This is a genomic window from Crossiella sp. CA-258035, assembly GCF_030064675.1.
Classification (GTDB): domain Bacteria; phylum Actinomycetota; class Actinomycetes; order Mycobacteriales; family Pseudonocardiaceae; genus Crossiella.
Genome location: NZ_CP116413.1, coordinates 6,053,052 through 6,074,725 on the forward strand (window position 1 = coordinate 6,053,052; position 21,674 = coordinate 6,074,725).

Consider the following 21,674-nt stretch of genomic DNA (forward strand, 5'->3'; position numbering starts at 1 on the left):
CCCAACCGAACAACCCCATTCAGCCACAGTATCCCGATCTCACCCGGCCCAGCGAGACACCTCAGAAGAAGGTCCCGGACCACGGCACGCGATCACTGGCGAACAACCGGTCGGCCTCGGCGAGGGCCTCCGGCGAGGTCACGGTGATCCGTCCGGCCGCGGCCAGCTGGCTCGGCCTGCTGTCGCCGAGGTAGATCATCGCGAGCACCTCGGCGTCGAGCTCCAGCTGCGCCGCCGCCTCGGTCCGGGCCACCCCGTCCGGGCTGATGAGGTAGTGGCCGGTGTTGCCGGGCAGGAACCGGTCCCGCACCGAGAGCACCACCGGCTCGGCCGCGCCGTAGGTCCGCGCCGCCAGCGCGGCGGGCACGTCGACCAGCCGCAGCCAGATCTCGTCGGTGACGCCGGTGGTGCGCACCGCGTCCCGGTCGGTCAGCAGCGCCTCCAGGGGCAGGTCCATGGCCAGCGGGTCGTCGGTGACCACCTCCACCGCCAGGTCCACGCCGAGCAGGAACCGCCACAGCCCGGCCTGCGCGCCGGGGTTGTCCGCGTGCAGGTCCCTGATCTCCAGGTACCGGCCCCGCTCGTTGCGGCCGGTCGTGTACACCACATAACCGTCCGGTCCGGCCGGTCCGGTGTGCACCGCGCCGAGGAGGTACTCATCGCCGCCGCGGTGCCGGGCCAGCGCCAGCGACCAGTAGTGCGCGGACCGCTCCTGCCAGCCGGGCCGGGAGCGGTCCAGCCCGTGGTAGACCGAGGGCAGCAGCGTCTCCAGCTCCTCCGGCGCGAGCAGCCGCACCTCGCCGGTGACCGGCGCGCCGGGGTGCAGCTTCGCCCGCCCGGTGCGCACCGCCAGGTCTCGGCCCCTGCTGGCCACGCCGTAGCCGAACCGCCCGTAGATGGCGGCCTCGCTGGCCCGCAGGCTGGCCAGCACCTCACCGCGTTCGGCCAGGTCAAGCAGCTGGCTGCGCATCAGCTCGGTGACCACCCCGCGCCGGGTGTGGTCGGCGCGCACCCCGACCCTGGTGACCCCGGCGTGCGGCACCCCGGTCCGGCCGGGCACGGTCAGCGGCGCCGGGAACGAGGTGGTGGTGCCCACCAGCAGATCACCGCTGCGCACCCCCAGCGTGCGGCCGGGCACGTAGGCGCGCTGGGAGTGCTCCCACTGCTCGTCCGAAGCCGGCGGGTGGTGCATGGCGGCGCGGAAGAGCGTGTGCGCGGCCCGCACCTCAGCCAGCACCTGTACCTCGTGATCGGTCACCAGCAGATCGTGCCCCGCCCGTCTCGGTCTGACGAATGGTTTAACCGGCAGGACACTGCCATTCACTCCCCCGCGCGGATTTGTGCATGCTTTCCTCAACGGTCGTTTCGAACAAGCTCGGGGTGGGGAAGCATGATCGAGACCTGGTTCCGGACCGCGGACGTGCCCGCGGCCGAACGATGCGACTACTGGCGGGAGCTGACCGCCCGCCTGTGCGGCGAGGCCGCCATCGAACCGCTGGACCCCGGAGACTTCCACTCCGAGGTCCGGGCCCTGGGCATGGGCGAGCTCGGCGTGGTGCTGGAGCACCAGTCGCCGTTCTCCCTGGTGCGCACCACCGCGCACGTGCGCCGCGAGGACCCGGACCGCTGCTACCTGATCCTGCTCGAGGAGGGCTCGGTCGGCTTCGAACAGGACGGCCGGTCCGGGGTGCGCAGCCCTGGCGACCTGATCGTGCACCACACCAGGACCCCGTCGGTCACCCACGGTGGCACGGTGGGCCGGTCGATCATGCTGCACTTCCCGCGCGCCCTGCTGCCACCGGTGGCCGGCGAGCTGCTGGGGGTCTGCCTTCCCGCGGGCGGCGGGCTCGGCGCGCTGGTCGCGGGCGTCCTGCGCGAACTGGCCGTGCTCAGCGGCGACCGCGATGAGGAGGCGCTCCGGCTGGCCGGGATCACCCTGGACCTGCTGGCCGCGCTCTGCCACCGGGAACTGGGCACCGAACGCCCGGCCACCACCACCCCGGCGGCGCTGCTCGGGCAAGTGCGCGCCTTCACGCAGCAGAACCTGGCCGATCCGGAGCTGGACCCGGCGATGATCGCGGCCGCGCACCACATCTCCGTGCGCTACCTGCACCGGTTGTTCCAGCAGGAAGGCCAGACCGTGGCGGGCTGGATCCGGGACCAGCGCCTGGAACGCTGCCGCCGCGACCTCGCCGACCCGCTGCTGCGCGAACGGCCGGCGCACGCGGTGGCCCGCCGCTGGGGTTTCACCGACAGCGCCCACTTCACCCGCGCCTTCCGCACCGCCTTCGGCCTGCCCCCCGGGGAGTACCGCAAGCTCGAACAAGCCGGGGGCGGGCAAGCATGATCGAGACCTGGTTCCGGACCGCGGACGTGCCCGCGGCCGAACGCTTCGACTACTGGCACGCGCTGGCCAGCAGCCTGTGCGGCGCGGCCCGCATCGACAACCCGGGGCCGGGCGACTTCCACGCCGAGGGCCGGGCCCTCAGCCTGGGCGCGATGGGCGTGGTCACCGACACCAAGTCGGCGTTCTCCATCGTGCGCACCCCGGCGCACGTGCGCAGGCACGACGAGGAGCGCTGCTTCCTCACCCTGCTGGAGGAGGGCGTGGTCCGGTACGAGCAGGACGAGCGGCAGACCGAGGTCACCCCGGGCAACCTGATCATCTACCCCTCCTCCGCGCCCTCGGTGACCGCCGCGGTGAACCACGGCCGCTCCAGCATCCTGCACTTCCCGCGCACCCTGCTGCCGCCGGTGGCCACCGGCCTCATCGCGACCACGCTGTCCGCGCGCGGCGGCCTGGGCGCGCTGGTGGCGGGCAGCCTGCGGGAGCTGGTCGCGCTGCCCGGCGACCGCGCCGAGGAGGCGGCCCGGCTGGCCGGGATCACCCTGGACCTGCTGGCCGCGCTCTGCCACCGCGAGCTCGGCACCGAACGACCGGCCACCACCACCCCGGCCGCCCTGCTCGGCCAGGTGCGCGCCTTCGCCCAGCGGCACCTGGCCGACCCCGGCCTGGACCCGGCCATGATCGCCGCCGCGCACCACATCTCCGTGCGCTACCTGCACCGGCTCTTCCAACAGGAAGGCCAGACCGTGGCAGGCTGGATCCGGGACCAGCGCCTGGAACGCTGCCGCCGCGACCTCGGCAACCCCTTGCTCCGGGAGCGCACGGTGCGCGCGGTGGCCCACCGCTGGGGCTTCACCGACGCCGCGCACTTCACCCGCGTCTTCCGCGCCGCCTTCGGCCTGCCGCCCGGGGAGTACCGCAAGCTCGCGCAACTGCCCAGGCAGCGCCCGCGCAGCGTGCTGGCCTAGGCGGGCCGCGATGATCGAGACCTGGCTGCGCACGGCCGAACTGCCTGCCGAGGACCGGCTCCCGCACTGGTGCCGCCTCGCCGAGAAGGGCTTGGGCGCGACCACGATCCGCGTGCCGGAGACCGCCGAGTTCCACAGCACCAGCCGGGTGCTGAACCTGGGCAGCCTGGTGATGACCGCCGAGGACCTGCAACCGGTGCACCTGGCCCGCACCCGGGCCCAGATCCGGTACTCCGACCCGGAACGCTGGCACCTGATCCTGCTCGCCGAGGGCGTCTGCCGGTTCAGCCAGGACGGCCGCGCCGACGAGTTCAGCGCGGGTGACCTGCTGCTGCACCACACCTCCGCCCCGTTCACCGGCGAGGTGAGCGCGTCGACCTCGCTGTTCCTGCAGTTCCCGCGCAAGCTGGGGCTCACCGGCCTGGAGTCGCTGACCTCGACCCGGATCCCGGCCGACCGCGGCATCGGCGCCCTGGTCGCAGGCTGCCTGCGGGAGCTGGGCGGGCTGCCCGCAGGCCGGGCCGCCGAGGCGGACCGGCTGGCCGGGGCCACCCTGGACCTGCTCAACGTGCTCAGCGCGCGGGTGCGGGGCACGCCGAGCGCGCCGGAAGCCCACCCGGCGGCGCTGTTCGCCGCGGTGTGCGCGTTCATCCGCACCAACCTGGCCGATCCCGCGCTGGACCCGGCCACGATCGCGGCCGCGCACCACATCTCCGTGCGCTACCTGCACCGGCTCTTCCAGCAGGAAGGTCACACCGTGGCGGCCTGGATCCGGGACCAGCGGCTGGAACGCTGCCGCCGCGACCTGGGCGACCCGCTGCTGCGCGAGCGGCCGGTGCACGCGGTGGCCCACCGCTGGGGCTTCACCGACGCCGCGCACTTCACCCGCGCCTTCCGGACCGCCTTCGGCCTGCCACCCGGGGAGTACCGCAGGCTCGTCCAGGCCGGTTCGCCGAGCCGGACGGAGTAGTCCGTTGTGCCCGCACGGTCAAGGCCGGTGCGTTGGCAGTCAACGACGCCGGGTCCGGATTCGGCCAGGATTGCTGACACGCGGGCGGCACGCTACTGGGGAGGGAGCCCCGACCGCGTGGACCGGCGCGGAGGCGTTCCTGGGGGCCGCCGTCGCGCTGGTCCGCACCTACTCGCCGGACGGTTCCCCAGTGGCCGCCTCCGGTGGGGCCGGGTCAGGGCTGCCACCTGGCCCGCGCGCCGACCCCGCACGCCGGGCGGGCTCGGGGTCGGCGCACCGCCCACTCAGGACACCCTCGCCTACTTGGGCAGGCTGACCTCGTAGATCGCGTCGCTGTTCTTGACCGTGATGGTCACGGTCTTCTCCTTGCCGTCGATCTTGACCTTGCAGTCGAAGGTCGAGCCCTGGGTGACGGCCTGGCCGGAGGGGCAGGTGGCGCCCTCCACCTTCTGCACGTTGTACTTCTCGGTGAGGATCTTCTTCACGCCCTCCTGCACGGCGTTCTCGTCGAAGACCTTCTTCAGGAACCAGCCGGGCCAGACGAAGCCGAGCACCGCGACCGCGGCCACCAGCAGCACCGCGAGGCCGCCGAGGATCAGCGGCAGCGCGGACTTCTTCTTCGGGCCGCTCGGCGGCTGACCGTAGCCGGGCTGCTCGCCGTAGCCGGGCTGGCCGTACTGACCGGGCTGGCCCGGCTGACCGGGGAACCCTTGCTGCGGCTGGCCATAGGGACCGGTCGGCTGACCGGGCTGCGGCTGCCCGTACTGACCGGGCTGGGGCTGACCGGGCTGCTGACCGTACTGTCCGGGCTGCGGCTGGTTCGGGTCGGGCTGACCGTACTGTCCGGGCTGCTGCCCGTAGCCGGGCTGCTGGCCGTACTGGCCCGGCTGCGGCTGCTGCGGGTACCCGGGCTGCTGGCCGTACCCCGGCTGGCCGGGCTGCTGGCCCTCGGCCGGGAAACCACCGGAGGGGGTGCCCTGGCCAGGACCCGAGCCGTACGGCTGCTGGCCCCACTGCTGCGGGTTGTTCTCCCCGGGCGGGCCATACGGGCTGGTCATCCTGCGCCTCCGAGTTCGTGGTTGGCGCGGCCGTTCCGCACGCGCTGCGGGCGATCAAACCACAGCCGGACCGGGTGTACCCGGCCGACCGACCAAGTTGCCATCAGGTCACCATCGCCACCACGCCACGGCGGATGGACGCGGCGGCCTTGATCGCGGTGGCGCCGATCGGATCCTCCCCGCCCAGCACGTCCCTGAGCTGCTCCAACAGGTCCACCACCTGACGGCACCAGCGCACGAAGTCACCGGCGGAGAGCTCCTGCCCGTTGGCCTCGGCCGCGCTGAGCACCTTCTCCAGTGATTCCCCGCGCGCCCACCGGTAGACCGGCCAGGCGAACCCGGCGTCGGGCTCCCTGGTGCGGTCCAGGCGGTGGCGGCGCTCGTCGTCCTCCAGCTCGGCCCAGATGCGCATGGTGTTGTCCAGCGCCTCGGCCACCCCGCCGCCGGGCAGCCGGGGCTGGGTCGGCGCGTCCCGGCGGGACTCGAAGACCAGCGCGGAGACCACCGCGGCCAGCTCGGCCGGGTCCAGGTGCCGCCAGGCGCCGGTGCGCAGGCACTCCGCGGCCAGCAGGTCGGACTCGCTGTAGAGCCGGGTCAGCCGCCGCCCGTGCTCGGTGACGATCTCGCCGACCTCGTCCTCGGTGCGCGGCGCCCGCAGGTAGCCGCGTTCCCGCAGCAGCGCGCGGATCCGGTCGAAGGCGCGGGCCAGTGAGTGCGTGGTGGCCGCGACCTGGCGTTCCAGCTTCTCGGTCTCGCCCTGCAACCGGTGGAAGCGCTCGCCCCAGCGGGCGTGCTGCTCCCGGTCCTCGCAGGCGTGGCAGGGGTGCGCGCGCAGCGCCCGGCGCAGGGTGGCCAGCTCGGCGTCCTCCACCGCGCCACCGGAGGAGCGGCGCCGGCCACGGCCGGGCGGCTGGATGCCGGTGTTGCGCAGGGTCGCGGCCAGGTCCCGGCGGCTGCGCGGGGAGCGCACGTCGACCTGCTTGGGCAGCCGTACCCAGCCCAGCGACTCGACCACCGACGGGAAGTCGTGCACAGACAGCCGCCCGGCCCAGCGGTCCTCGGTGACCACCAGCGGCCTGGGGTCCCCGTTGGGGTCCAGGCCGGGGTCGATCACCAGGGCCAGCCCGCTGCGCCTGCCGGAGGGCACCTCGATGACATCGCCCTTGCGCAGCTTCTCCAGCGAGGCCGCCGCCTCCGAGCGGCGCACCGTGCTGCTCTGCCGGGCCAGGGTCTTCTCCCGCTCGGAGATGCGCTTGCGCAGGTTGGCGTAGTCGCTGAAGTCGCCGAGGTGGCAGGTCATCGACTCCGCGTACCCGGCCAGGCCTTCCTTGTTCCGCTCGATCCGCCTGGCCAGCCCGACCACCGAGCGGTCGGCCTGGAACTGGGCGAAGGACTGCTCCAGCAGCTCGCGGGCGGCCGCCGCGCCGACCCGCTGCACCAGGTTGACCGCCATGTTGTAGCCGGGCTTGAACGAGGAGCGCAGCGGATAGGTGCGGGTGGAGGCCAGGCCGCCGACCTGCCGCGGGTCCATGCCGGGCTGCCAGACCACCACGGCGTGGCCCTCGATGTCGATGCCGCGCCGCCCGGCCCGCCCGGTGAGCTGGGTGTACTCGCCGGGGGTGAGGTCGACGTGCGCCTCGCCGTTGTACTTGACCAGCTTCTCCAGCACCACGGTCCGCGCGGGCATGTTGATGCCCAGCGCCAGGGTCTCGGTGGCGAAGACGACCCGGACCAGGCCGCGGACGAACAGCTCCTCCACGGTCTCCTTGAACGCCGGCAGCAGCCCGGCGTGGTGGCTGGCGATGCCGCGTTCCAGCGCCTCACGCCATTCCCAGAAGCCCAGCACGGCCAGGTCGTGCTCGGGCAGGCCGCCGGTCTTGGCCGCGATGATCGCCCTGATCTCGGCCACCTCGGCCTCGGTGGTCAGCCGCAGGCCGGAGCGCACGCACTGGTTCATCGCCGCGTCGCAGCCGTTGCGGCTGAAGATGAACACGATCGCGGGCAGCAGGCCCTGGGAGTCGAGCTGGCGGATCACGTCGTTGCGCGAGGGCGGCCGGAACGTGCCGGTCCTGGGCCCGGGCCCGCCGCGCCGGTCCTGCCGCGGCCTGCCCCAGGGCAGGTGCCGCCGCTCCATCTCCTGGGTGTGCCGGTTGAGCTCGGGGTTGATCCGGATGTGGCCCTCGCGGGAGTCCTCGGCGAAGAGGTCCATCAGCCTGTTGCCGACCTGCATGTGCTGCCACAGCGGCACCGGCCGGTGCTCGTCCACCACCACGGTGGTGTCCCCGCGCACCTCGACCAGCCATTCGCCGAACTCCTCGGCGTTGCTGACGGTGGCCGACAGGCCGGTGATGCGCACCTGCTCGGGCAGGTGCAGGATGACCTCTTCCCAGACCGCGCCGCGGAAGCGGTCGGCCAGGTAGTGCACCTCGTCCATGACCACGTAGCCGAGGTTGTCCAGCGCCCTGGAGCCCGCGTAGATCATGTTGCGGAGCACCTCGGTGGTCATGATCACCACCGGCGCGTCGCCGTTGATCGAGGTGTCCCCGGTGAGCAGCCCGACCTGCTTGGGCCCGTACCTGGCGGCCAGGTCGGCGTGCTTCTGGTTGGACAACGCCTTGATCGGCGTGGTGTAGAAGCACTTCTTGCCCTCGGCCAGGGCCAGGTGCACGGCGAACTCGCCGACGATGGTCTTGCCCGCGCCGGTGGGCGCGCACACGAGCACGCCGTGTCCGTCCTCCAGCGCCTCGCAGGAGCGGCGCTGGAAGGGGTCCAGTTCGAAGGACAGTCCCGCGATGAAGTCGGTCAGCTTCGGATAGGCGGACCGGATGCGGGCTGCGGCGAAGGCCTCCGAGGGAGACCTGCCTGAGTCGGAGGAAGGGCTTGCTGCCACCTGTTCAGACTTTCACACGTCCCCGACAGTCACCGCGCGAAGTACCGGTTGGCCTCCGGACGCCAGGCGAGTACGACCGGCAGCGTGGCGATCGCCAGCAGCCCGAGCTCCGGGAGCAGGTCGCTGGCAGGGACCGGGAGCCCGCGCAGCAGGTGCGTCAGGCGGTAGAGCACGAACAGCACCGTGTAGACCGTGATCACGACCCTGGCCCAGTTCCGCCCCCGGTGGAACGCCCTGGTCAGCCACAGCAGCAGCAGACCCGCGAGCAGGATGGCGACCAGCGCGACCAGGGAGTACAGCAGGCGGTTGTCCGAGATCGCCAGGGTCAGCAGCGCCACGCCCAGCGAGACCACCGCGGGCACGGCGAAGAGCACGGCGGCCACGGTGACGATGCCGGGTGGGGCGGCCTGCGCTGCTGGCTGGGTCACCTGGCGAAATCTAGGGCAACGGCCTGTCAGCGCGCTAACGACCGGCGCCGGCCACCACGGTCAGCGCCCCCGGCACCGCGCGCACGGTCACCGGCAGCCGGGCCTGGCGCTCGCCGTCGGCGTAGGCCACCCAGCCGTTGTCGCCGCTGAGCTGGACCTTCCGCGCCCGGAACGTGCGGACCACCGGGTGGTCCACGTGCCGCCCGGTGCGCAGGGTGGGCAGGATGCGCAGCAGCAGGCGGCGACTGGCCGCGCCGACCACGGTCACGTCCAGCTCGCCGTCGGCGGGGTCGGCGTCCGGGCAGATCGGGATGCCGCCGCCGTAGCTGGTGGTGTTGCCCAGCGCGACCAGCGTGGCCTCCACCTCCACCCGGCCCGCCGTGGTCTCCAGCAGCAGCTGCCGCGGTCGCAGGCCGGCCAGCTCGGCCAGGATGGCCAGGTCGTAGCGGCGCGGGCCGCGTGGCCAGCGCATCCGGTTGGTGCGCTCGTTGACCGCGGCGTCGAACCCGGCGCACAGCACGGTGGCGAAGTAGCCGCCCCCGGCGATCCGCCCCAGGTCCAGCGTGCGCCGCGACCCGCCACGCAGGGCCTCGGCCACCGCGGCGGCGGCTTCCCGCGAGCCGCGCGGCAGCCCGACCGCGGCGGCCAGATCGTTGCCGGTGCCCGCCGGGATCACCGCGAGCGCGGTGCCGCTGCCCGCGCAGGCCTGCACCGCGGCGTGCGCGGCCCCGTCCCCGCCGAGCACCGCGAGCACGTCCACCCCGGCGGCGACCGCGGCGCGGGCCAGCTCGGCCAGGTGCTCACCGCTACCGGCGACCAGCGGCACCAGCTCGGTCACCGCCGGCCGGAGCGCGGCGGCCACGGATCCGGCGACCCGCGCCGCCGACCAGGCCCCGGAGGCCGGGCTGACCAGCAGCGCGAGCCGCGTCACGTGGCGTCGTCGTCGTAGCGGACCCTGGGCTTGTCGACCACCGGCGACGGGGTGGCCCGCACCGGCTCGATCTGCTCCACCGGCGCGGTGCCGTCCGCGATCGGCGAGGCCTCGTCGTCGTTCCAGGTGTCCCAGCCCTCGGCGGCCCGCTTGCGCGCGGCCCGCTTGTCCCGGAACCGGGCGATCTGGATGGAGAACTCGTGCAGCAGGGACAGCGCGAGGGCCAGGGCGAGCATGGAGAACGGGTCGGTGCCAGGGGTGGCGATCGCGGCGAAGACGAACAGGCCGAAGATCGCGCCGCGGCGGCTGCGCCGGAGCTTGTCGTAGGTGAGCACGCCGGCGAAGTTGAGCATCACGACCAGCAGCGGCAGCTCGAAGCTGACCCCGAAGATGATCAACAGGGCGAGCACGAAGTTGATGTAGTTGCTACCGGCCAGCGCGGTGGCGAACTCCTCGCCACCGAAGCCGACCAGCGCGATCAACGCCTTCGGGATGATGAAGAAGGCCAGCACCGCGCCGAGCATGAACAGCACCGAGGCGCAGCTGACGAAGGCGCCGGCGTACTTCTTCTCCTTGTGGTACAGCCCCGGCGTGATGAACGCCCACAGCTGGTAGAGCCAGATCGGGGCGGCCAGCACCGCGCCCACGGCCAGCGAGACCTTGAGGCGGACCATGAACGCCTCGAACGGCTGGGTCTGCAACAGCTGGCACTTGCCCGCGTTCAGCGAGACCTTGTCCGGGATGGCGCAGTAGGGGTCCAGCACGATCGAGCCCAGCGTCGGGATCGGGCCGACCGTGTACACCCACCACAGGAACGCGATCACGGCCCCGGCCACCAGGGCCAGCACCGAGACGCCCAACCGGTGCCGCAGCTCGTAAAGGTGCTCGATGAGCGTCATCGTGCCGTCGGGGTTCTTCTTCCGACGGCCGCCGAACAGCTTGCCGAGCCCTTTACGGCGGCGGAGCTCTCCGCTCCCCACCGAGTCTGTCTCCTCTTACTCCGCGCTCAGCGGTTGTCAGCGCGACCCTGGGTCTGCTCCAGCGGCGGCGCGACCTGCGGCGCGGGCTGCTGGACGACCGGCTGGGTCGGCGGCAGCGGCTGCGGCGCGGCGGTGTAGGGCTGCTGCGCGGCGGGCTGCTGCTGGACCGGCGGCTGCGGGGCGGGCGCGGCAGCCTGCTCGGCCTGCCCGTCCTCCTCGCGCATGGTCTTGGTCTCGGCCTTGAAGATGCGCATGGAGCGGCCGACCGCACGAGCCATGTCAGGCATCTTCTTGGCGCCGAACAGCAGCACGACCACCACAGCGATGATCAGCAGCTCAGGTACTCCGATAGGCACGGTCGTTCCTCCTGTCTCCCCCGCTACCCGATGGTACGCGGGGCAGGCATGTCGTCCTTGGTCGAAGCGCGTCGCTCCATGATCGCCACGCGCAACGCGGCGGAGCGGGCACGCAGCAGTCCGGTGCGGTCCCTGACCGTGCCCTGGAACCTGGCCTGGGCCCGCCCGGTGCGCTTGACCGCACCGAACACCCGGACCAGAACGATCACCAGGACGACCAGTCCGGCGAGGACCGGCAACATGAGGGACAGGTACTGCACCAGCACACCGTAGCTGGCCGCACCGACCGTGACGAGACCCGCCCGACGGATCCGATCACCCGTTTCCCGAGGGATGAACGGTTCAGAACGATCGTCTTACCCATCCTTGAACAGCACCCGGAATCCGCACCGCCGGTAGTCGCGGCGTCACAGCCGCAGCGCCCAGTCCCTCGCGACGTCGTACCACTGAGAGGCGGTCCGGTGCAGGTTCAGCGAGTGCCCGGTCTCCGGCACCACGAACGCCTCCAGCGCCACCCCGTCCCCGTACAGCGGCCGCTCCCCCGCCAGCAGCGTCGCCGCGCTGGTGCAGTCGCTGGCCCCCTCCCCGGTGAACAGCACGTCCCGGTCGCCCACCACCAGCAGCACCGGCACGGTGATCCCCGGGTACTCCGCCACCCCGGGGAAGGTGTCGTAGCCGGGGATGACATCCGGCTCGGTCAGCTGCTCGTCCAGCGCGACCAGCTGCTCGTCCACGGTCGCCGGGTGCAGGAACAGACCGGCCCTGGCGCCAGGGATGCTGGTCATGTACCCGTCGTCCAGCCCCCGTCCGGCGAAACGAGGGTCCTGGTTCGCCGGGTGGAAGTGCGCTTCGATCCCGGCGTAGACCTTCTCGTTGGGCTGGTTGGTGCCGCCGGTGAGGATGATGCCGTCCACGTCACCCGGATGGCGCAGGGCGGGGCTGAGGGCCAGCGCGATGCTGAACGAGTGGCTCACGAAGACCACCCGGCGGTAGGGAACCCCGTCCACCTCGCCCGCCCGCAACGCCTGGACCACGTGGTGCATCGAGTCGGCGTGCGCCGTGCCCAGCAGATCGGCGCTCGGCGGCCTGCTGCTGTCCCCGGTCCCGAGCCGGTCCACGGTCAGCACCGCGTGCCCCGCGCCCACCATGGTGTCCACATAGGACGGACCGTTGGCGCGCACCTGCCAGTAGCCACGGCCGTAGTAGCCGCCGGGCACCGCCACGTGCACGGTGTCGGCCGGCCCGGCCGGGGTGCGCAGCTCGCCCGCGACGTGCAGGTCGATACCCACCTGGATCCTGACGTCCACTCTGCCCCCATTGCTCAAACTTGAATACCGGTGCCAGAGTATGCCCCGCCAGCAACACCACGGCAAGCCACCAGCCCCGAAGCCGCTCGCCCGCCGCGCCCCGGCCAAGCCGCTTGCCCACCGCCGCCACTCCGGTCGCCGCCCAGCCAACGCCACCCGTGGCAGCCGCCAGCCCCGGCCGTTCCGGCGGCAGCGGCCCCGTCGTAACGGTCGGCGGCAACGGTCCAACCACGGCGGTCCAATGCCGACCGCTCAGCCGCGACGAGCCAGCGGCGGCACTCCAGCGGCGACCCTCCAGTCCCAACCGCCCAGCCGCGACGGCCCAGCGGCGGCGGTTACCGTCGCGACCGCCCAGCGGCGACTGTCCGGTCCCGGCCGCCCAGCCGCGACGCCCGGCTCAGTCCACCGGTGCCAGGCTCGCGCGGCGCAGCGCCTGCCGCGCCCGCTCCCTGATCTGCCCGGCCAGCTCCTCCGGCCGCTCCACGTGCACGTCCCGCCCCAGCCCGAGCATCAGCCGGACCATCCAGGACTCGTCGGTGTAACGCATCAGCACCCTGGCCCGGCCGTCACCCAGCTCGGTCACCTCGTCCACCGGGTAGTACTCGGCCACCCACCGCGCGTCCGGCTCCAGCACCAGCATCGCCACGTGCTGGTCCGGCTCCGGGCGGTACAGGCCCTCGGAGACGTCGGTGGGCTCGGCGTGCGGCGGGGGCGTGGCGGGCTCGGCCAGGACGTCCACCTCGTCGATGCGGTCCAGCCGGAACAGCCGCACGCCCTCGGCCCGGCGGCACCAGGCCTCCAGGTAGCTGCGGCCGTCGACCAGCAGCAGGCGCATCGGGTCCACCACCCGGTCGCTGATCTCGTCCCGGGAGATCGTGTAGTAGCGCAGCCGCACCGCGCGCCGGTCCTGCAGCGCCCGCTGCAACGGCTCGCGGACCTCGGCGGTCGCCCGGCTCTCCCGCCCGGCCAGGCCGACCACCACACCGGCGGGCTGGGCCTGGCCCACCGCGGACTCGATCTTGGCCAGGGTGCGGCGCACCGCGTCGGTGTCGGCGACGCCCGGGGTGTCGGCCAGCGCGCGCAGCGCCACCAGCAGCGCGGTCGCCTCCTCGGCGGTCAGCCGCAGCGGCCGGTTCATGCCCGCGTCGTAGGTGACCGTGACGGTGTCCCCGTCGAAGGACAGGTCGATCAGGTCACCCGGCCCGTACCCGGGCAGCCCGCACATCCACAGCAGCTCCAGGTCCTTGCGCAGCTGCTGCGCGGTGACCCCGAAGTCGGCGGCGGCCTCGGAGATCAGCACTCCCGGCCGGGCCAGGAAGTAGGGCACCAGGGACAGCAGCCTGGGCAGCCGCTCGGTGGAGGAGGAGGCGGTCATCGGGCCGCACCCGCCGCACCCGCGAGCAGCTGGTGCACGTGCGTGCGCAGCGACTCCGGTTCCAGCACCACCACGTCCGGCCCGTACCCGGCGATCCAGCTGGCCGCCGAGTTCGGGTACACCAGGTCGATCTCCATCACCTCGCCGGCTTCGCCGTCCAGCTCCATCGCCTCCACCGCCTTGGCCCGCCGCCGCAACCCGTGCGCCCGCTCCAGCGCCACCCAGACCCTGGCCGGGGCCGACTGCGGCGCGTTGTCCTGGTCACCGGCGACGAAGTGCAGCAGGTCGACGCCCTCCGGCCGACGCACCGCCCCGTCCCGCCCGGTGGCCTTGGGGATGCCGACCACCCTGGACAGCCGGAAGCAGCGCGGCGCGCCGCGGTCACGGTCCTGCCCGACCAGGTACCAGCGCCCGCGCCAGGACACCACGCCCCACGGCTCGACGGTCCGCCGCTCCGGTTCGGGCGCGCTCTGCTTGCGGTAGTCGAAGCCGACCACCTTCCCGGCGTGCACCGCGGCCAGCAGCGGCCCGAACGCGGGCTCGTTGGCCCGCACCTTGGGCTCCACGATCGACGGCGCCGCCTGGTCCACATCGACCCCGGCCGCGCGCAGCTTCACCAGCGCGCCGTGCGCGGCGCCGGTCAGCTCCGGCGACTCCCAGAGCCGCACCGCCAGCGCCACCGCCGCGGCCTCGTCCGGCTCCAGGTCGATCTCGCCCAGCTCGTAGTCGCGCCGGGCGATCCGGTAGCCCTCGGGGTCGAACGCCGAGTGCCTGCCGGTCTCCAGCGGCACGCCCAGGTCGCGCAGTTCGGCCTTGTCCCGCTCGAACATGCGGAAGAAGGCTTCCTGGTTGGCCGCGTCGGTGTACCCGGGCACGATCGACCGGATCCGGTCGGCGGTCAGGTACTGCCGGGTCGACAGCAGGCAGAGGACCAGGTTCACCAGGCGTTCGGCGCGGGCAACGGACACCGAAGCAGCTTACGGGTCCGCGCCAGCGCGCTGGGCCGAACGGGCCTTGTTGCTCCCCTCTGTGTGGTACGTGCCCGGTCAAGGACCGGCTGGTGAGCAGGTCAGCGGGTGCCGACGCCGATCAGCGAGTCCGCGCCGAGGTCGTTGATGCCGGCCGCGGCCAGCCGGTGCAGGAAGTCCGCGCGGACCGCCTCCACCTGCCGTTCGGTCAGCCCGGCCAGCCGGGCCCGCATGCCGGTGCCGAGCACGAAGCTCCACGCCAGCTGCTCGTCGATCGGGATGCGCAGGTCCACCTTGCGCACCGCGACCTCCGAGAGCCCGAGCCCGGCCAGCCAGCCGGCCAGCTTCTCCTCGGTGTTGATGCGCTGGGCGGCCAGGTTGACCGGCGAGTTGATCGGCAGCTCCGGTTTGTACACCCGCACCGCGTCGACCAGCTCGGAGCCGAACCCCTCGGTGGCGGCATCCGCCCAGGTGGTGACCACGAACTTGCCGCCGGGCCGGACCAGCGTGATCAGCTTGCTCACCGCGGCGTCCATCTCGGGCAGGAAGAACACGCCGTAGGCGCACTGCACCACGTCGTAGGGCTCGCCGTCCGGCGCCTCCCAGACCGTGGCGTCGGCCTCGAAGAACTCGGCCTGGCGGAGCCCGCGCCGGGCGGCCACCTTGCGCGCGTAGGCCAGCAGCTCGCCTGCCAGGTCCAGCCCGTGCACCAGCCCCGCTTCGCCGACCAGTTCGGCCGCGGGCAGCGCGGAGGCGCCTGCCCCGCAGCACACGTCGAGCACCCGGTCGCCTGGCTCGAGCCCGGCCGCCTCCGCTGTCGCCGAGCCCATCGGGCCCCACAGCAGCGGCGACCAGTCCACGAACTCCGCGCGTCCCGCGTCGAACACCGCACCCACATCGGTCATGAACCGATCTTGCCAAAAAAAGACCGGCAGTCGTGTCGAAGTACCCACTCGCCGATCGACGCACCGGTAGAACGGGGTCCCCACGATCCCGATGATCACGACGAAGGAGTCGACGATGCGTTTCATGGTTCTGGTCAAGGCCAGCGAGGAGACCGAGGCTGGCGCCATGCCCAGCGAGGCGGAGCTGACCGCGATGGGCCGCTACAACGAGGAACTGGTCAAGGCCGGCGTGCTGCTCGCGGGCGAGGGCCTGCACCCCAGCTCGAACGGTGTCCGGATCGCCTTCGACGGCGACAAGCGCACCGTGATCGACGGCCCGTTCGCCGAGACCAAGGAGCTGCTCGCGGGCTTCTGGCTGCTCGAGGTCGGCTCCCGGGAGGAGATCATCGAGTGGGTCAAGCGGGCTCCGATGGAAAGCGGCGAGCTGGAGATCCGCCAGGTGTTCACCGAGGACGACTTCGGCGACGCCATGTCCCCCGAGCTGAAGGAGCACGAGGCGAAGCTGCGCGCGCAGGTGGAGGAGCAGCAGCGCGGGAAGTGACCCCGGCGGCCGCCGGGCCGGCTCCCTGGTTGCCTCGTCGCGGAGGGCCTGCTCTGATGGCCCTTCGTGACGGCAACCGAGGCCCATCGGGCGGTCGAGGCGGTGTGGCGGATCGAGTCCGCGCGGGTGGTGGCCGGTCTCGCGCGGCTGGTCCGGGATGTCGGCCTTGCCGAGGAGCTGGCCCAGGACGCGCTGGTCGCCGCGCTGGAGCAGTGGCCTGAGGAGGGTGTGCCGCGCAACCCGGGCGCCTGGCTGATGGCCGCCGCCCGGCGTCGCGCGGTGGACCTCATCCGCCGCAACGAGAACTACCGGCGCAAGCTCGCCGAGCTCGGTCGTTCCCTGGCCACCGCGCACGAGCCCGACCTGGCCGCCACGCTCGACGAGGACATCCAGGACGACCTGCTGCGCCTGGTCTTCACCGCCTGCCACCCCGTCCTGTCCACCGAGGGCAGGGTGGCACTGACCCTGCGCATGCTGGGCGGGCTGACCACCAAGGAGATCGCGCGGGCCTTCCTGGTGCCCGAGCCGACCGTGGCGCAGCGGATCGTGCGGGCGAAGAAGACCCTGGCCGAGGCGAAGGTGCCGTTCGAAACGCCGGTGGGCGCCGAGCGCGCGGCCCGGCTGTCCTCGGTGCTGGAGGTCATCTACCTGGTGTTCAACGAGGGCTATTCGGCGACCGCGGGCGAGGACTGGCTGCGCCCGGAGCTGTGCGCGGAGGCGCTGCGGCTGGGCCGGGTGCTCGCCGGACTGGTCCCGGCCGAGGCCGAGGTGCACGGCCTGGTGGCGCTGATGGAGATCCAAGCCTCCCGCACCCGGGCCAGGACCGGGCCGGACGGGACGCCGGTGCTGCTGCTGGAGCAGGACCGTTCGCGCTGGGACCGGCTGCTGATCGGCCGCGGCCTGGCGGCGCTGGAACGCGCGGAACAGCTCGGCCATCCGCGCGGCCCCTACACCGTGCAGGCCGCGATCGCCGCCTGTCACGCGCGGGCGCGCACCGCCGAGGAGACCGACTGGGTCCGCATCGCCGCGCAGTACCAGGCGCTGGCGCTGCTCACCCCGTCGCCGGTGGTGGAGCTGAACCGCGCGGTGGCGCTGGGCATGGCGTTCGGGCCCGCGGCAGGCCTTGAGCTGGTCGAGCAGCTCAGCGAGGTGCCCGCACTGAAGAACTACCACCGGCTGCCGAGCGTAAAAGCCGATCTCCTGACCAAGCTGGGCCGCCACGAGGAAGCGCGGACGGAGTTCCTGCGGGCGGCGGAGCTGACGGAGAACACCAGGGAGCGAACCCTGCTCCTCGATCGGGCGAGTGCCCTGCCCTCGATTTGACAGCCTTCATGAACAACAAGTTATATGAGTTCCATGGCAATTACAAGTGGCTCTCTGGACCGGAACGACAACGCGCGACCTGTCCTGCGCTTCGAGCGCCGGCTGCGCCATCCCCCGGAGAAGGTGTGGCGGGCGGTGACCGATCCGGCCCACCTGAAGCACTGGTTTCCGGCGGAGCTCCAGACCGAGCAACGCATAGGCGCGCCCATCACATTCGTCTTCCCGGGCGCTGAGGCGCCGCCGGGCAGTGGCGAGATCCTGGAGTTCGATCCACCCCGAGTGTTCGCCTTCTCCTGGAAAGACGCAAACTCGCAGGACACGACCGTTCTTCGGTTCGAGCTGGTGCCTGCGGACGAGGGCTGCCTGCTGACTTTCACGCACGCCCTCGGCGGCCCCGGCGACCTGCTGGCCACGGCGCGCCACGCGGCGGGCTGGGACGGCAGCCTGGACGTCCTGGAGGGGGTTTTAGCAGGCCACGAGGTCGAGTCCACCAGGAAGGACTGGTTCCGCCGAGCCGAGCGCTACGTCGAGGAGTTTGGGATCGCCACTGGCGAGTGCGTGGCAGTGGCTGACGGCTTCCTGCTGCGGGCCCAACGGGACCTGGTTCACCCGAAAGAGAAGGTCTGGGCCGAGCTGACCAAGGACGACCCAGCCGTCCTCGGCGCCGCTCCCCCGCTGCGCGCCACCCACGGCTACCAGGCCGCGGGCACCGTCACCGAGCTCGACGCCCCCGACGGCCTGACCTACACCTGGCTGCACGAGGACGAACCGGCCGGTGTGGTGCGCTGGCAGCTGACCGAGCAGCCATTCGGCTCCCTGCTGACCGTCACCCAGACCATCCCGGCCCACCTGGCGGACCTGCGCGCGGTCACCCTGGCCGCCTGGCAGACCCACCTGGAACTGTTCTTCGCCGCCCTTTTCGGCGAGATCCGCTGCCCCTGGCCCACCGACCGCACCGAGGACTTACGCCAGCGCTACGCCAAGACCCTGAACGCCTGACCACACCCAGCCCCTGACCAAGCCCCGCCCCCGGCTCCCCCACCCTCGCGAGCAAACGCGCACCGGCAATCACGCCTTGATCCCGAATCTCGCGAGGGCACCGGGTCCCACCCCAAGCCCGCCCGGGCGCAACAAGTTCCCCACCGAACCCGCCCGGCGGACAACCACGCCAGCACCGCGAACCCTGCTCCACTCCAACGGCGTCGGAGCCACCCGAGCGCAGGCATGCGGCGAGCCCCACGACCAGCACGGCCAACGCGACCCCGAAGCGCCGCTTCCCTGCCCGTAGGACCGGTATCAACGACCGCTGACCACACCTGGCCGGGGCGGGCCGGCCCGCCCGAAGCGCCACTTCCCTGCCTGCACAACCGGCATCGACGACCGCTGACCAAACGCTGGCCAGGCGGAGGTTCGTCGCGGGGTCAGGACTGGGCGGTCGGGTGGACCACGATGTCGCCCACGTCCACGTTCGCCGGCTGCCCGATGGCGAAGGCGATGCCGCGGGCGATCGCCGCCGGTGGCAGCGCGAACTCGGTGCGCGAGGCGTCGATCTGGGTCCGGACCCGCAGGTTGGTGATCGTGTGCACGATCTCGGTCTCGACGTAGCCGGGTGACACCACGGTCACCCGCGCCCTGCATGACCACGAGCTCGGCAAGGCCGGGCGGGCGCTCATCACCCTGCTGCTCGACCTGGCCGGACAGGCCGGGCACACCGAGCCGGTGGCGGCCCTGCGACTGCTGGAGCGGCTGATCGCCCTGGCCCACGGCTTCGCAGCGCTGGACACCGGCGGTTTCCTGACCGGCTTCCGCCTGGCCGAGGAGGAGGTGGCCACCAGGGCCACCCAGGCGGCGGCCGCGCTGATCCGCAGCGGCCAGTCCAGGGACGGACCGTGAGGCGGCGGCGCGGACGGCGGGCTGGGCCCAGTCCTGGTCGTCGAAGGGCTCTGAGCGGGCTCCGCGCCGGACAGCGGTTACCAGCCGTGCGGCCAGGCAAAGTCCGCTGCGGTGATGACGAGTTCGCCGAGCGGTTCCGCGCCGGGGGCCGAGGTCACCGCACTTCCGACTCCGGCACCACCCGCGCGTCGCAGGCGTTCACGAACACCTGTTCCGGACCGCCGCCAGCCGGGACCAGGCCCAGCGCCCACAGCGGCGTCCACCGGTCCCCGACCCGGCGGGCCACCAGCTCGCCCCTGGCGACCTGCCTGCCGGGCCGGGCGGCGATGGCGGCCGCCTCGGCCTTGGGCTGGTCGACCGTCACCGCGCACAGCTCCGGCGGGGGCACCCGCGCGGTGCTGAACTGCACGAGCCCGCCGTCCCGATCAAGGAGGAGGTCCGCCCGCAACGGCAACAGCACACCGTCCTTGCGCTGCCGCCAGCTCGCGGAGAAGTCACCGCCGGCGACCGGGGCCACTCGCAGTTCGGCCCCGAGCGCCCACGGGAAGTAGCTCTGTGCCCGCCGGATCGCGATGTCCTTGGCCGCGGCCGCGTCGATCGGCGCGGTGGCCGGGGTCAGCGACGGGGTGAACTCGGCCGCGGTGACCTCGCCGGACGGCCAGTCCAGGTGCACCAGGCCGCGGTTGGTCGTGCCGGTGACCAGTGCGGCGATCAGCAGGGTCTGGCCGTCGGCGCGGCGGACCTCGCGGAGCTGGTAGCCGCCGTCGGGGCCGAGGAACTTGCGCGCGGTCTCGCGCAGCAGGTCCTCCTGCTCCCGGCTGGTGCCGTTGGCCTCCGGCAGCGGCTCGTCGGCCACGGGCCGCACCAGCGCCACGGCCAGCCCCGCCACCACGACGAGTCCGGCAGCCGCCACCACCCACGGCGCTCGCCGGAACCGGATCGCACCGGATCGCCGGAATCCGGTGGCGACCCCGCCCAGCACCGCGCCGACCACAAGGCCGAGGAGGTTGACCAGCAGCACATCGGAGTCACAGGCCCGGCCCAGCACCGGCAGCAGTGCCTGCGCCAGTCCCACCGCGGCCACTCCGGACAGGCCCAGCACCAGCGTGAGCCAGAACCGCCGGAACACCACCACCGCGGCCAGGCCGGCCGGGACGAACAGCGCCAGGTTGAGCACACCCGCGGTGGACAGCAGCGCCTCCGGCGACGGCACCGCGACCCGGCAGGTGCCGAACGATCCGGTGCCGGCCCGCACCGGCGTCAGCGTGGTCGCCACCACCAGCGCCCCAGCCACCCCGAGCAGGAGCACCGCCCACCACCGGGCCCGCCCTGCCCGTCCCAGCAGCCAGCCCAGCACCGCGAACAGCACGGCCAGGCCGCCGAACACCGGCAGGGCATAGGGCTGAGCCCACAGGTAAGCGCCGATCACACCCGGCATCCTGACAGCCCCCGGGCGCGACCGTCAGCCCGCCGCGCGGCGTGGACCACCCGTGGCGCGGAAACGGTCCACCCGCGATGCGGCGCGGACGGCCGTCACGAGGAGCGATCCACCGACGATGCCACGCGGACCGGCCGTCACGAGGAGCGAAGCGCCTGTTCGAGAATCAACGGCATGACGGCACAGGATCAGGCTCTCGCTCACGTCGCCGCTCGGTCCGAGGGCAGGCCGATGGCCGGGGATCTGCGGGTCAGCCTCAACTTCCACCCCGACCGGGTGGTGGCGGGGCGGCCGATCCTGGCGATGCTGGGCGCGGACGGGTGCTACCGGTCCCAGTTCGAGACCGGGACCAGCAACGGCGGGCTGACCGCGCACCCCGGTGGCGACCGGTGGCGGTGGGAGAGCCGGATGTTCGGCTCCGCCTACGACTCGGTGCCTGCCGCGCAGCGGCCCAAGTACGGGGCGTTGAACTTCCGGCGGCGGGTGGTGGGGGCGGCGCCGCGGTTCGGGTCGGCGCACTTCCGGCTGTCCGCGGAGTCGTTGCAGCGCACCACCTTCTGCTATCCGGACAGTGTGTTCGAGCCGGTGCGGTTCGGCACCGCCGAGCGGATGTCGCTGATCGAGGTGGCGCTGGCGGACTCCCAGGATCCGCTGGATGACTACGTCGAGGCGCAGGTGCACGGGCCGGTGCTGCTGGACCGCGATGTGGAGGCGCTGGTGCTGGACGCCTGTTTCCGGGACACCGAGGTCGCGGAGCTGGCCTCGGCGCTGCCGTGTCCGGTGGAGTGGCATCCCGGGTTCCGGTTGTCCGTGGCGCGGCTGCGGGAGACCGAGGGGTACCGGACGCCGGAGGCGGTCGCGCTGGGGGTGGAGCTGGCGGTGGACGGGGTGCTGGATCCGGCGGTGCTGGGGCGGGCCGCGGCCTCGGGGGCAGGTGAGCCGCAGGTGGTGAAGCACCTGTGGCATCACCTGGCGCGGTTCGGGGCTCCGGAATGA

22 protein-coding genes are annotated in these 21,674 nt (G+C 72.8%); 8 read left to right on the plus strand and 14 right to left on the minus strand.

Features of this window, described 5'->3' with window-relative positions; translation table 11 throughout:
- Nucleotides 1-61: 61 nt before the first annotated feature.
- A complete protein-coding gene (locus tag N8J89_RS27265) occupies nt 62-1,258 on the minus strand; it encodes a GNAT family N-acetyltransferase (RefSeq protein WP_283659861.1) in 1,197 nt (398 codons plus the stop codon).
- 132 nt (nt 1,259-1,390) lie between these two features.
- On the opposite strand from N8J89_RS27265, the gene N8J89_RS27270 reads away from it, so the two are divergent.
- Genes N8J89_RS27270 through N8J89_RS27280 form a run of 3 tightly spaced genes read left to right on the plus strand, consistent with a single transcriptional unit; the run spans nt 1,391 to nt 4,285 of the window.
- Entirely contained in the window at nt 1,391-2,347 is a 957-nt protein-coding gene (locus N8J89_RS27270; protein WP_283659862.1) for a helix-turn-helix domain-containing protein, read from the plus strand.
- The gene (locus tag N8J89_RS27275) at nt 2,344-3,315 is read left to right on the plus strand and encodes a helix-turn-helix domain-containing protein (protein WP_283659863.1); all 972 of its coding nucleotides are present in this window, start codon (nt 2,344-2,346) and stop codon (nt 3,313-3,315) included. Before N8J89_RS27270 ends, N8J89_RS27275 begins: the two co-directional genes overlap by 4 nt.
- A gap of 10 nt (nt 3,316-3,325) precedes the next feature.
- Complete coding sequence (locus N8J89_RS27280; RefSeq protein WP_283659864.1) at nt 3,326-4,285, plus strand: helix-turn-helix domain-containing protein; 960 nt, start codon at nt 3,326-3,328, stop codon at nt 4,283-4,285.
- Nucleotides 4,286-4,584: 299 nt separating this feature from the next.
- Here the strand turns inward: N8J89_RS27280 and N8J89_RS27285 are convergent, their stop codons facing one another.
- The 11 genes from N8J89_RS27285 to N8J89_RS27335 all read right to left on the minus strand — a co-directional run bounded on the left by N8J89_RS27285 (nt 4,585) and on the right by N8J89_RS27335 (nt 15,483).
- The gene (locus N8J89_RS27285; RefSeq protein WP_283659865.1) at nt 4,585-5,343 is read right to left on the minus strand and encodes a DUF4333 domain-containing protein; all 759 of its coding nucleotides are present in this window, start codon (nt 5,341-5,343) and stop codon (nt 4,585-4,587) included.
- Between the two features lie 103 nt (nt 5,344-5,446).
- Nucleotides 5,447-8,233: a DEAD/DEAH box helicase gene (locus N8J89_RS27290; RefSeq protein ID WP_283659866.1), complete on the minus strand. Its 2,787-nt coding sequence runs from the start codon at nt 8,231-8,233 to the stop codon at nt 5,447-5,449.
- A 29-nt stretch (nt 8,234-8,262) separates the two neighbouring features.
- On the minus strand, nt 8,263-8,661 hold the full coding sequence (locus N8J89_RS27295) for a hypothetical protein (protein ID WP_283659867.1): 399 nt from the start codon (nt 8,659-8,661) through the stop codon (nt 8,263-8,265).
- 34 nt (nt 8,662-8,695) lie between these two features.
- Nucleotides 8,696-9,592, minus strand: coding sequence for a diacylglycerol kinase family protein (locus N8J89_RS27300; RefSeq protein WP_283659868.1), 897 nt, complete (start codon nt 9,590-9,592; stop codon nt 8,696-8,698).
- Nucleotides 9,589-10,572: a twin-arginine translocase subunit TatC gene (gene tatC / locus N8J89_RS27305; protein WP_502868336.1), complete on the minus strand. Its 984-nt coding sequence runs from the start codon at nt 10,570-10,572 to the stop codon at nt 9,589-9,591. The genes N8J89_RS27300 and tatC overlap by 4 nt, the downstream gene beginning before the upstream one ends.
- A gap of 26 nt (nt 10,573-10,598) precedes the next feature.
- Nucleotides 10,599-10,928, minus strand: a complete 330-nt coding sequence (tatA, locus tag N8J89_RS27310; protein WP_283659869.1) for a Sec-independent protein translocase subunit TatA — start codon at nt 10,926-10,928, stop codon at nt 10,599-10,601.
- A gap of 23 nt (nt 10,929-10,951) precedes the next feature.
- Nucleotides 10,952-11,188 (minus strand): bacteriophage holin, encoded by a 237-nt coding sequence (locus tag N8J89_RS27315; protein ID WP_283659870.1) that lies wholly within the window; start codon nt 11,186-11,188, stop codon nt 10,952-10,954.
- A 147-nt stretch (nt 11,189-11,335) separates the two neighbouring features.
- On the minus strand, nt 11,336-12,235 hold the full coding sequence (locus N8J89_RS27320; RefSeq protein WP_283659871.1) for an alpha/beta hydrolase: 900 nt from the start codon (nt 12,233-12,235) through the stop codon (nt 11,336-11,338).
- Nucleotides 12,236-12,632: 397 nt separating this feature from the next.
- Complete coding sequence (locus tag N8J89_RS27325) at nt 12,633-13,610, minus strand: helix-turn-helix transcriptional regulator (protein ID WP_283659872.1); 978 nt, start codon at nt 13,608-13,610, stop codon at nt 12,633-12,635.
- On the minus strand, nt 13,607-14,578 hold the full coding sequence (locus N8J89_RS27330) for a helix-turn-helix transcriptional regulator (protein ID WP_283659873.1): 972 nt from the start codon (nt 14,576-14,578) through the stop codon (nt 13,607-13,609). Before N8J89_RS27330 ends, N8J89_RS27325 begins: the two co-directional genes overlap by 4 nt.
- 101 nt (nt 14,579-14,679) lie before the next feature.
- Nucleotides 14,680-15,483, minus strand: a complete 804-nt coding sequence (locus tag N8J89_RS27335; RefSeq protein ID WP_283659874.1) for a class I SAM-dependent methyltransferase — start codon at nt 15,481-15,483, stop codon at nt 14,680-14,682.
- A 115-nt stretch (nt 15,484-15,598) separates the two neighbouring features.
- On the opposite strand from N8J89_RS27335, the gene N8J89_RS27340 reads away from it, so the two are divergent.
- From N8J89_RS27340 to N8J89_RS27350, 3 genes are all read left to right on the plus strand, one after another.
- Complete coding sequence (locus N8J89_RS27340; RefSeq protein ID WP_283659875.1) at nt 15,599-16,024, plus strand: YciI family protein; 426 nt, start codon at nt 15,599-15,601, stop codon at nt 16,022-16,024.
- Between the two features lie 66 nt (nt 16,025-16,090).
- A complete protein-coding gene (locus N8J89_RS27345; protein WP_283659876.1) occupies nt 16,091-17,347 on the plus strand; it encodes an RNA polymerase sigma factor in 1,257 nt (418 codons plus the stop codon).
- 33 nt (nt 17,348-17,380) lie between these two features.
- Nucleotides 17,381-18,346, plus strand: a complete 966-nt coding sequence (locus N8J89_RS27350; protein ID WP_283659877.1) for an SRPBCC family protein — start codon at nt 17,381-17,383, stop codon at nt 18,344-18,346.
- Between the two features lie 422 nt (nt 18,347-18,768).
- Here N8J89_RS27350 and N8J89_RS27355 read toward each other — a convergent pair whose 3' ends face one another.
- Entirely contained in the window at nt 18,769-18,972 is a 204-nt protein-coding gene (locus N8J89_RS27355; RefSeq protein ID WP_283659878.1) for an SDR family oxidoreductase, read from the minus strand.
- A gap of 94 nt (nt 18,973-19,066) precedes the next feature.
- Here N8J89_RS27355 and N8J89_RS27360 point away from each other — a divergent pair, with 94 nt between their 5' ends.
- Nucleotides 19,067-19,240, plus strand: a complete 174-nt coding sequence (locus N8J89_RS27360) for a hypothetical protein (protein ID WP_283659879.1) — start codon at nt 19,067-19,069, stop codon at nt 19,238-19,240.
- 154 nt (nt 19,241-19,394) lie between these two features.
- Here the strand turns inward: N8J89_RS27360 and N8J89_RS27365 are convergent, their stop codons facing one another.
- A complete protein-coding gene (locus tag N8J89_RS27365) occupies nt 19,395-20,669 on the minus strand; it encodes a hypothetical protein (RefSeq protein ID WP_283659880.1) in 1,275 nt (424 codons plus the stop codon).
- Nucleotides 20,670-20,852: 183 nt separating this feature from the next.
- On the opposite strand from N8J89_RS27365, the gene N8J89_RS27370 reads away from it, so the two are divergent.
- Nucleotides 20,853-21,674: a DUF3626 domain-containing protein gene (locus N8J89_RS27370; RefSeq protein WP_283659881.1), complete on the plus strand. Its 822-nt coding sequence runs from the start codon at nt 20,853-20,855 to the stop codon at nt 21,672-21,674.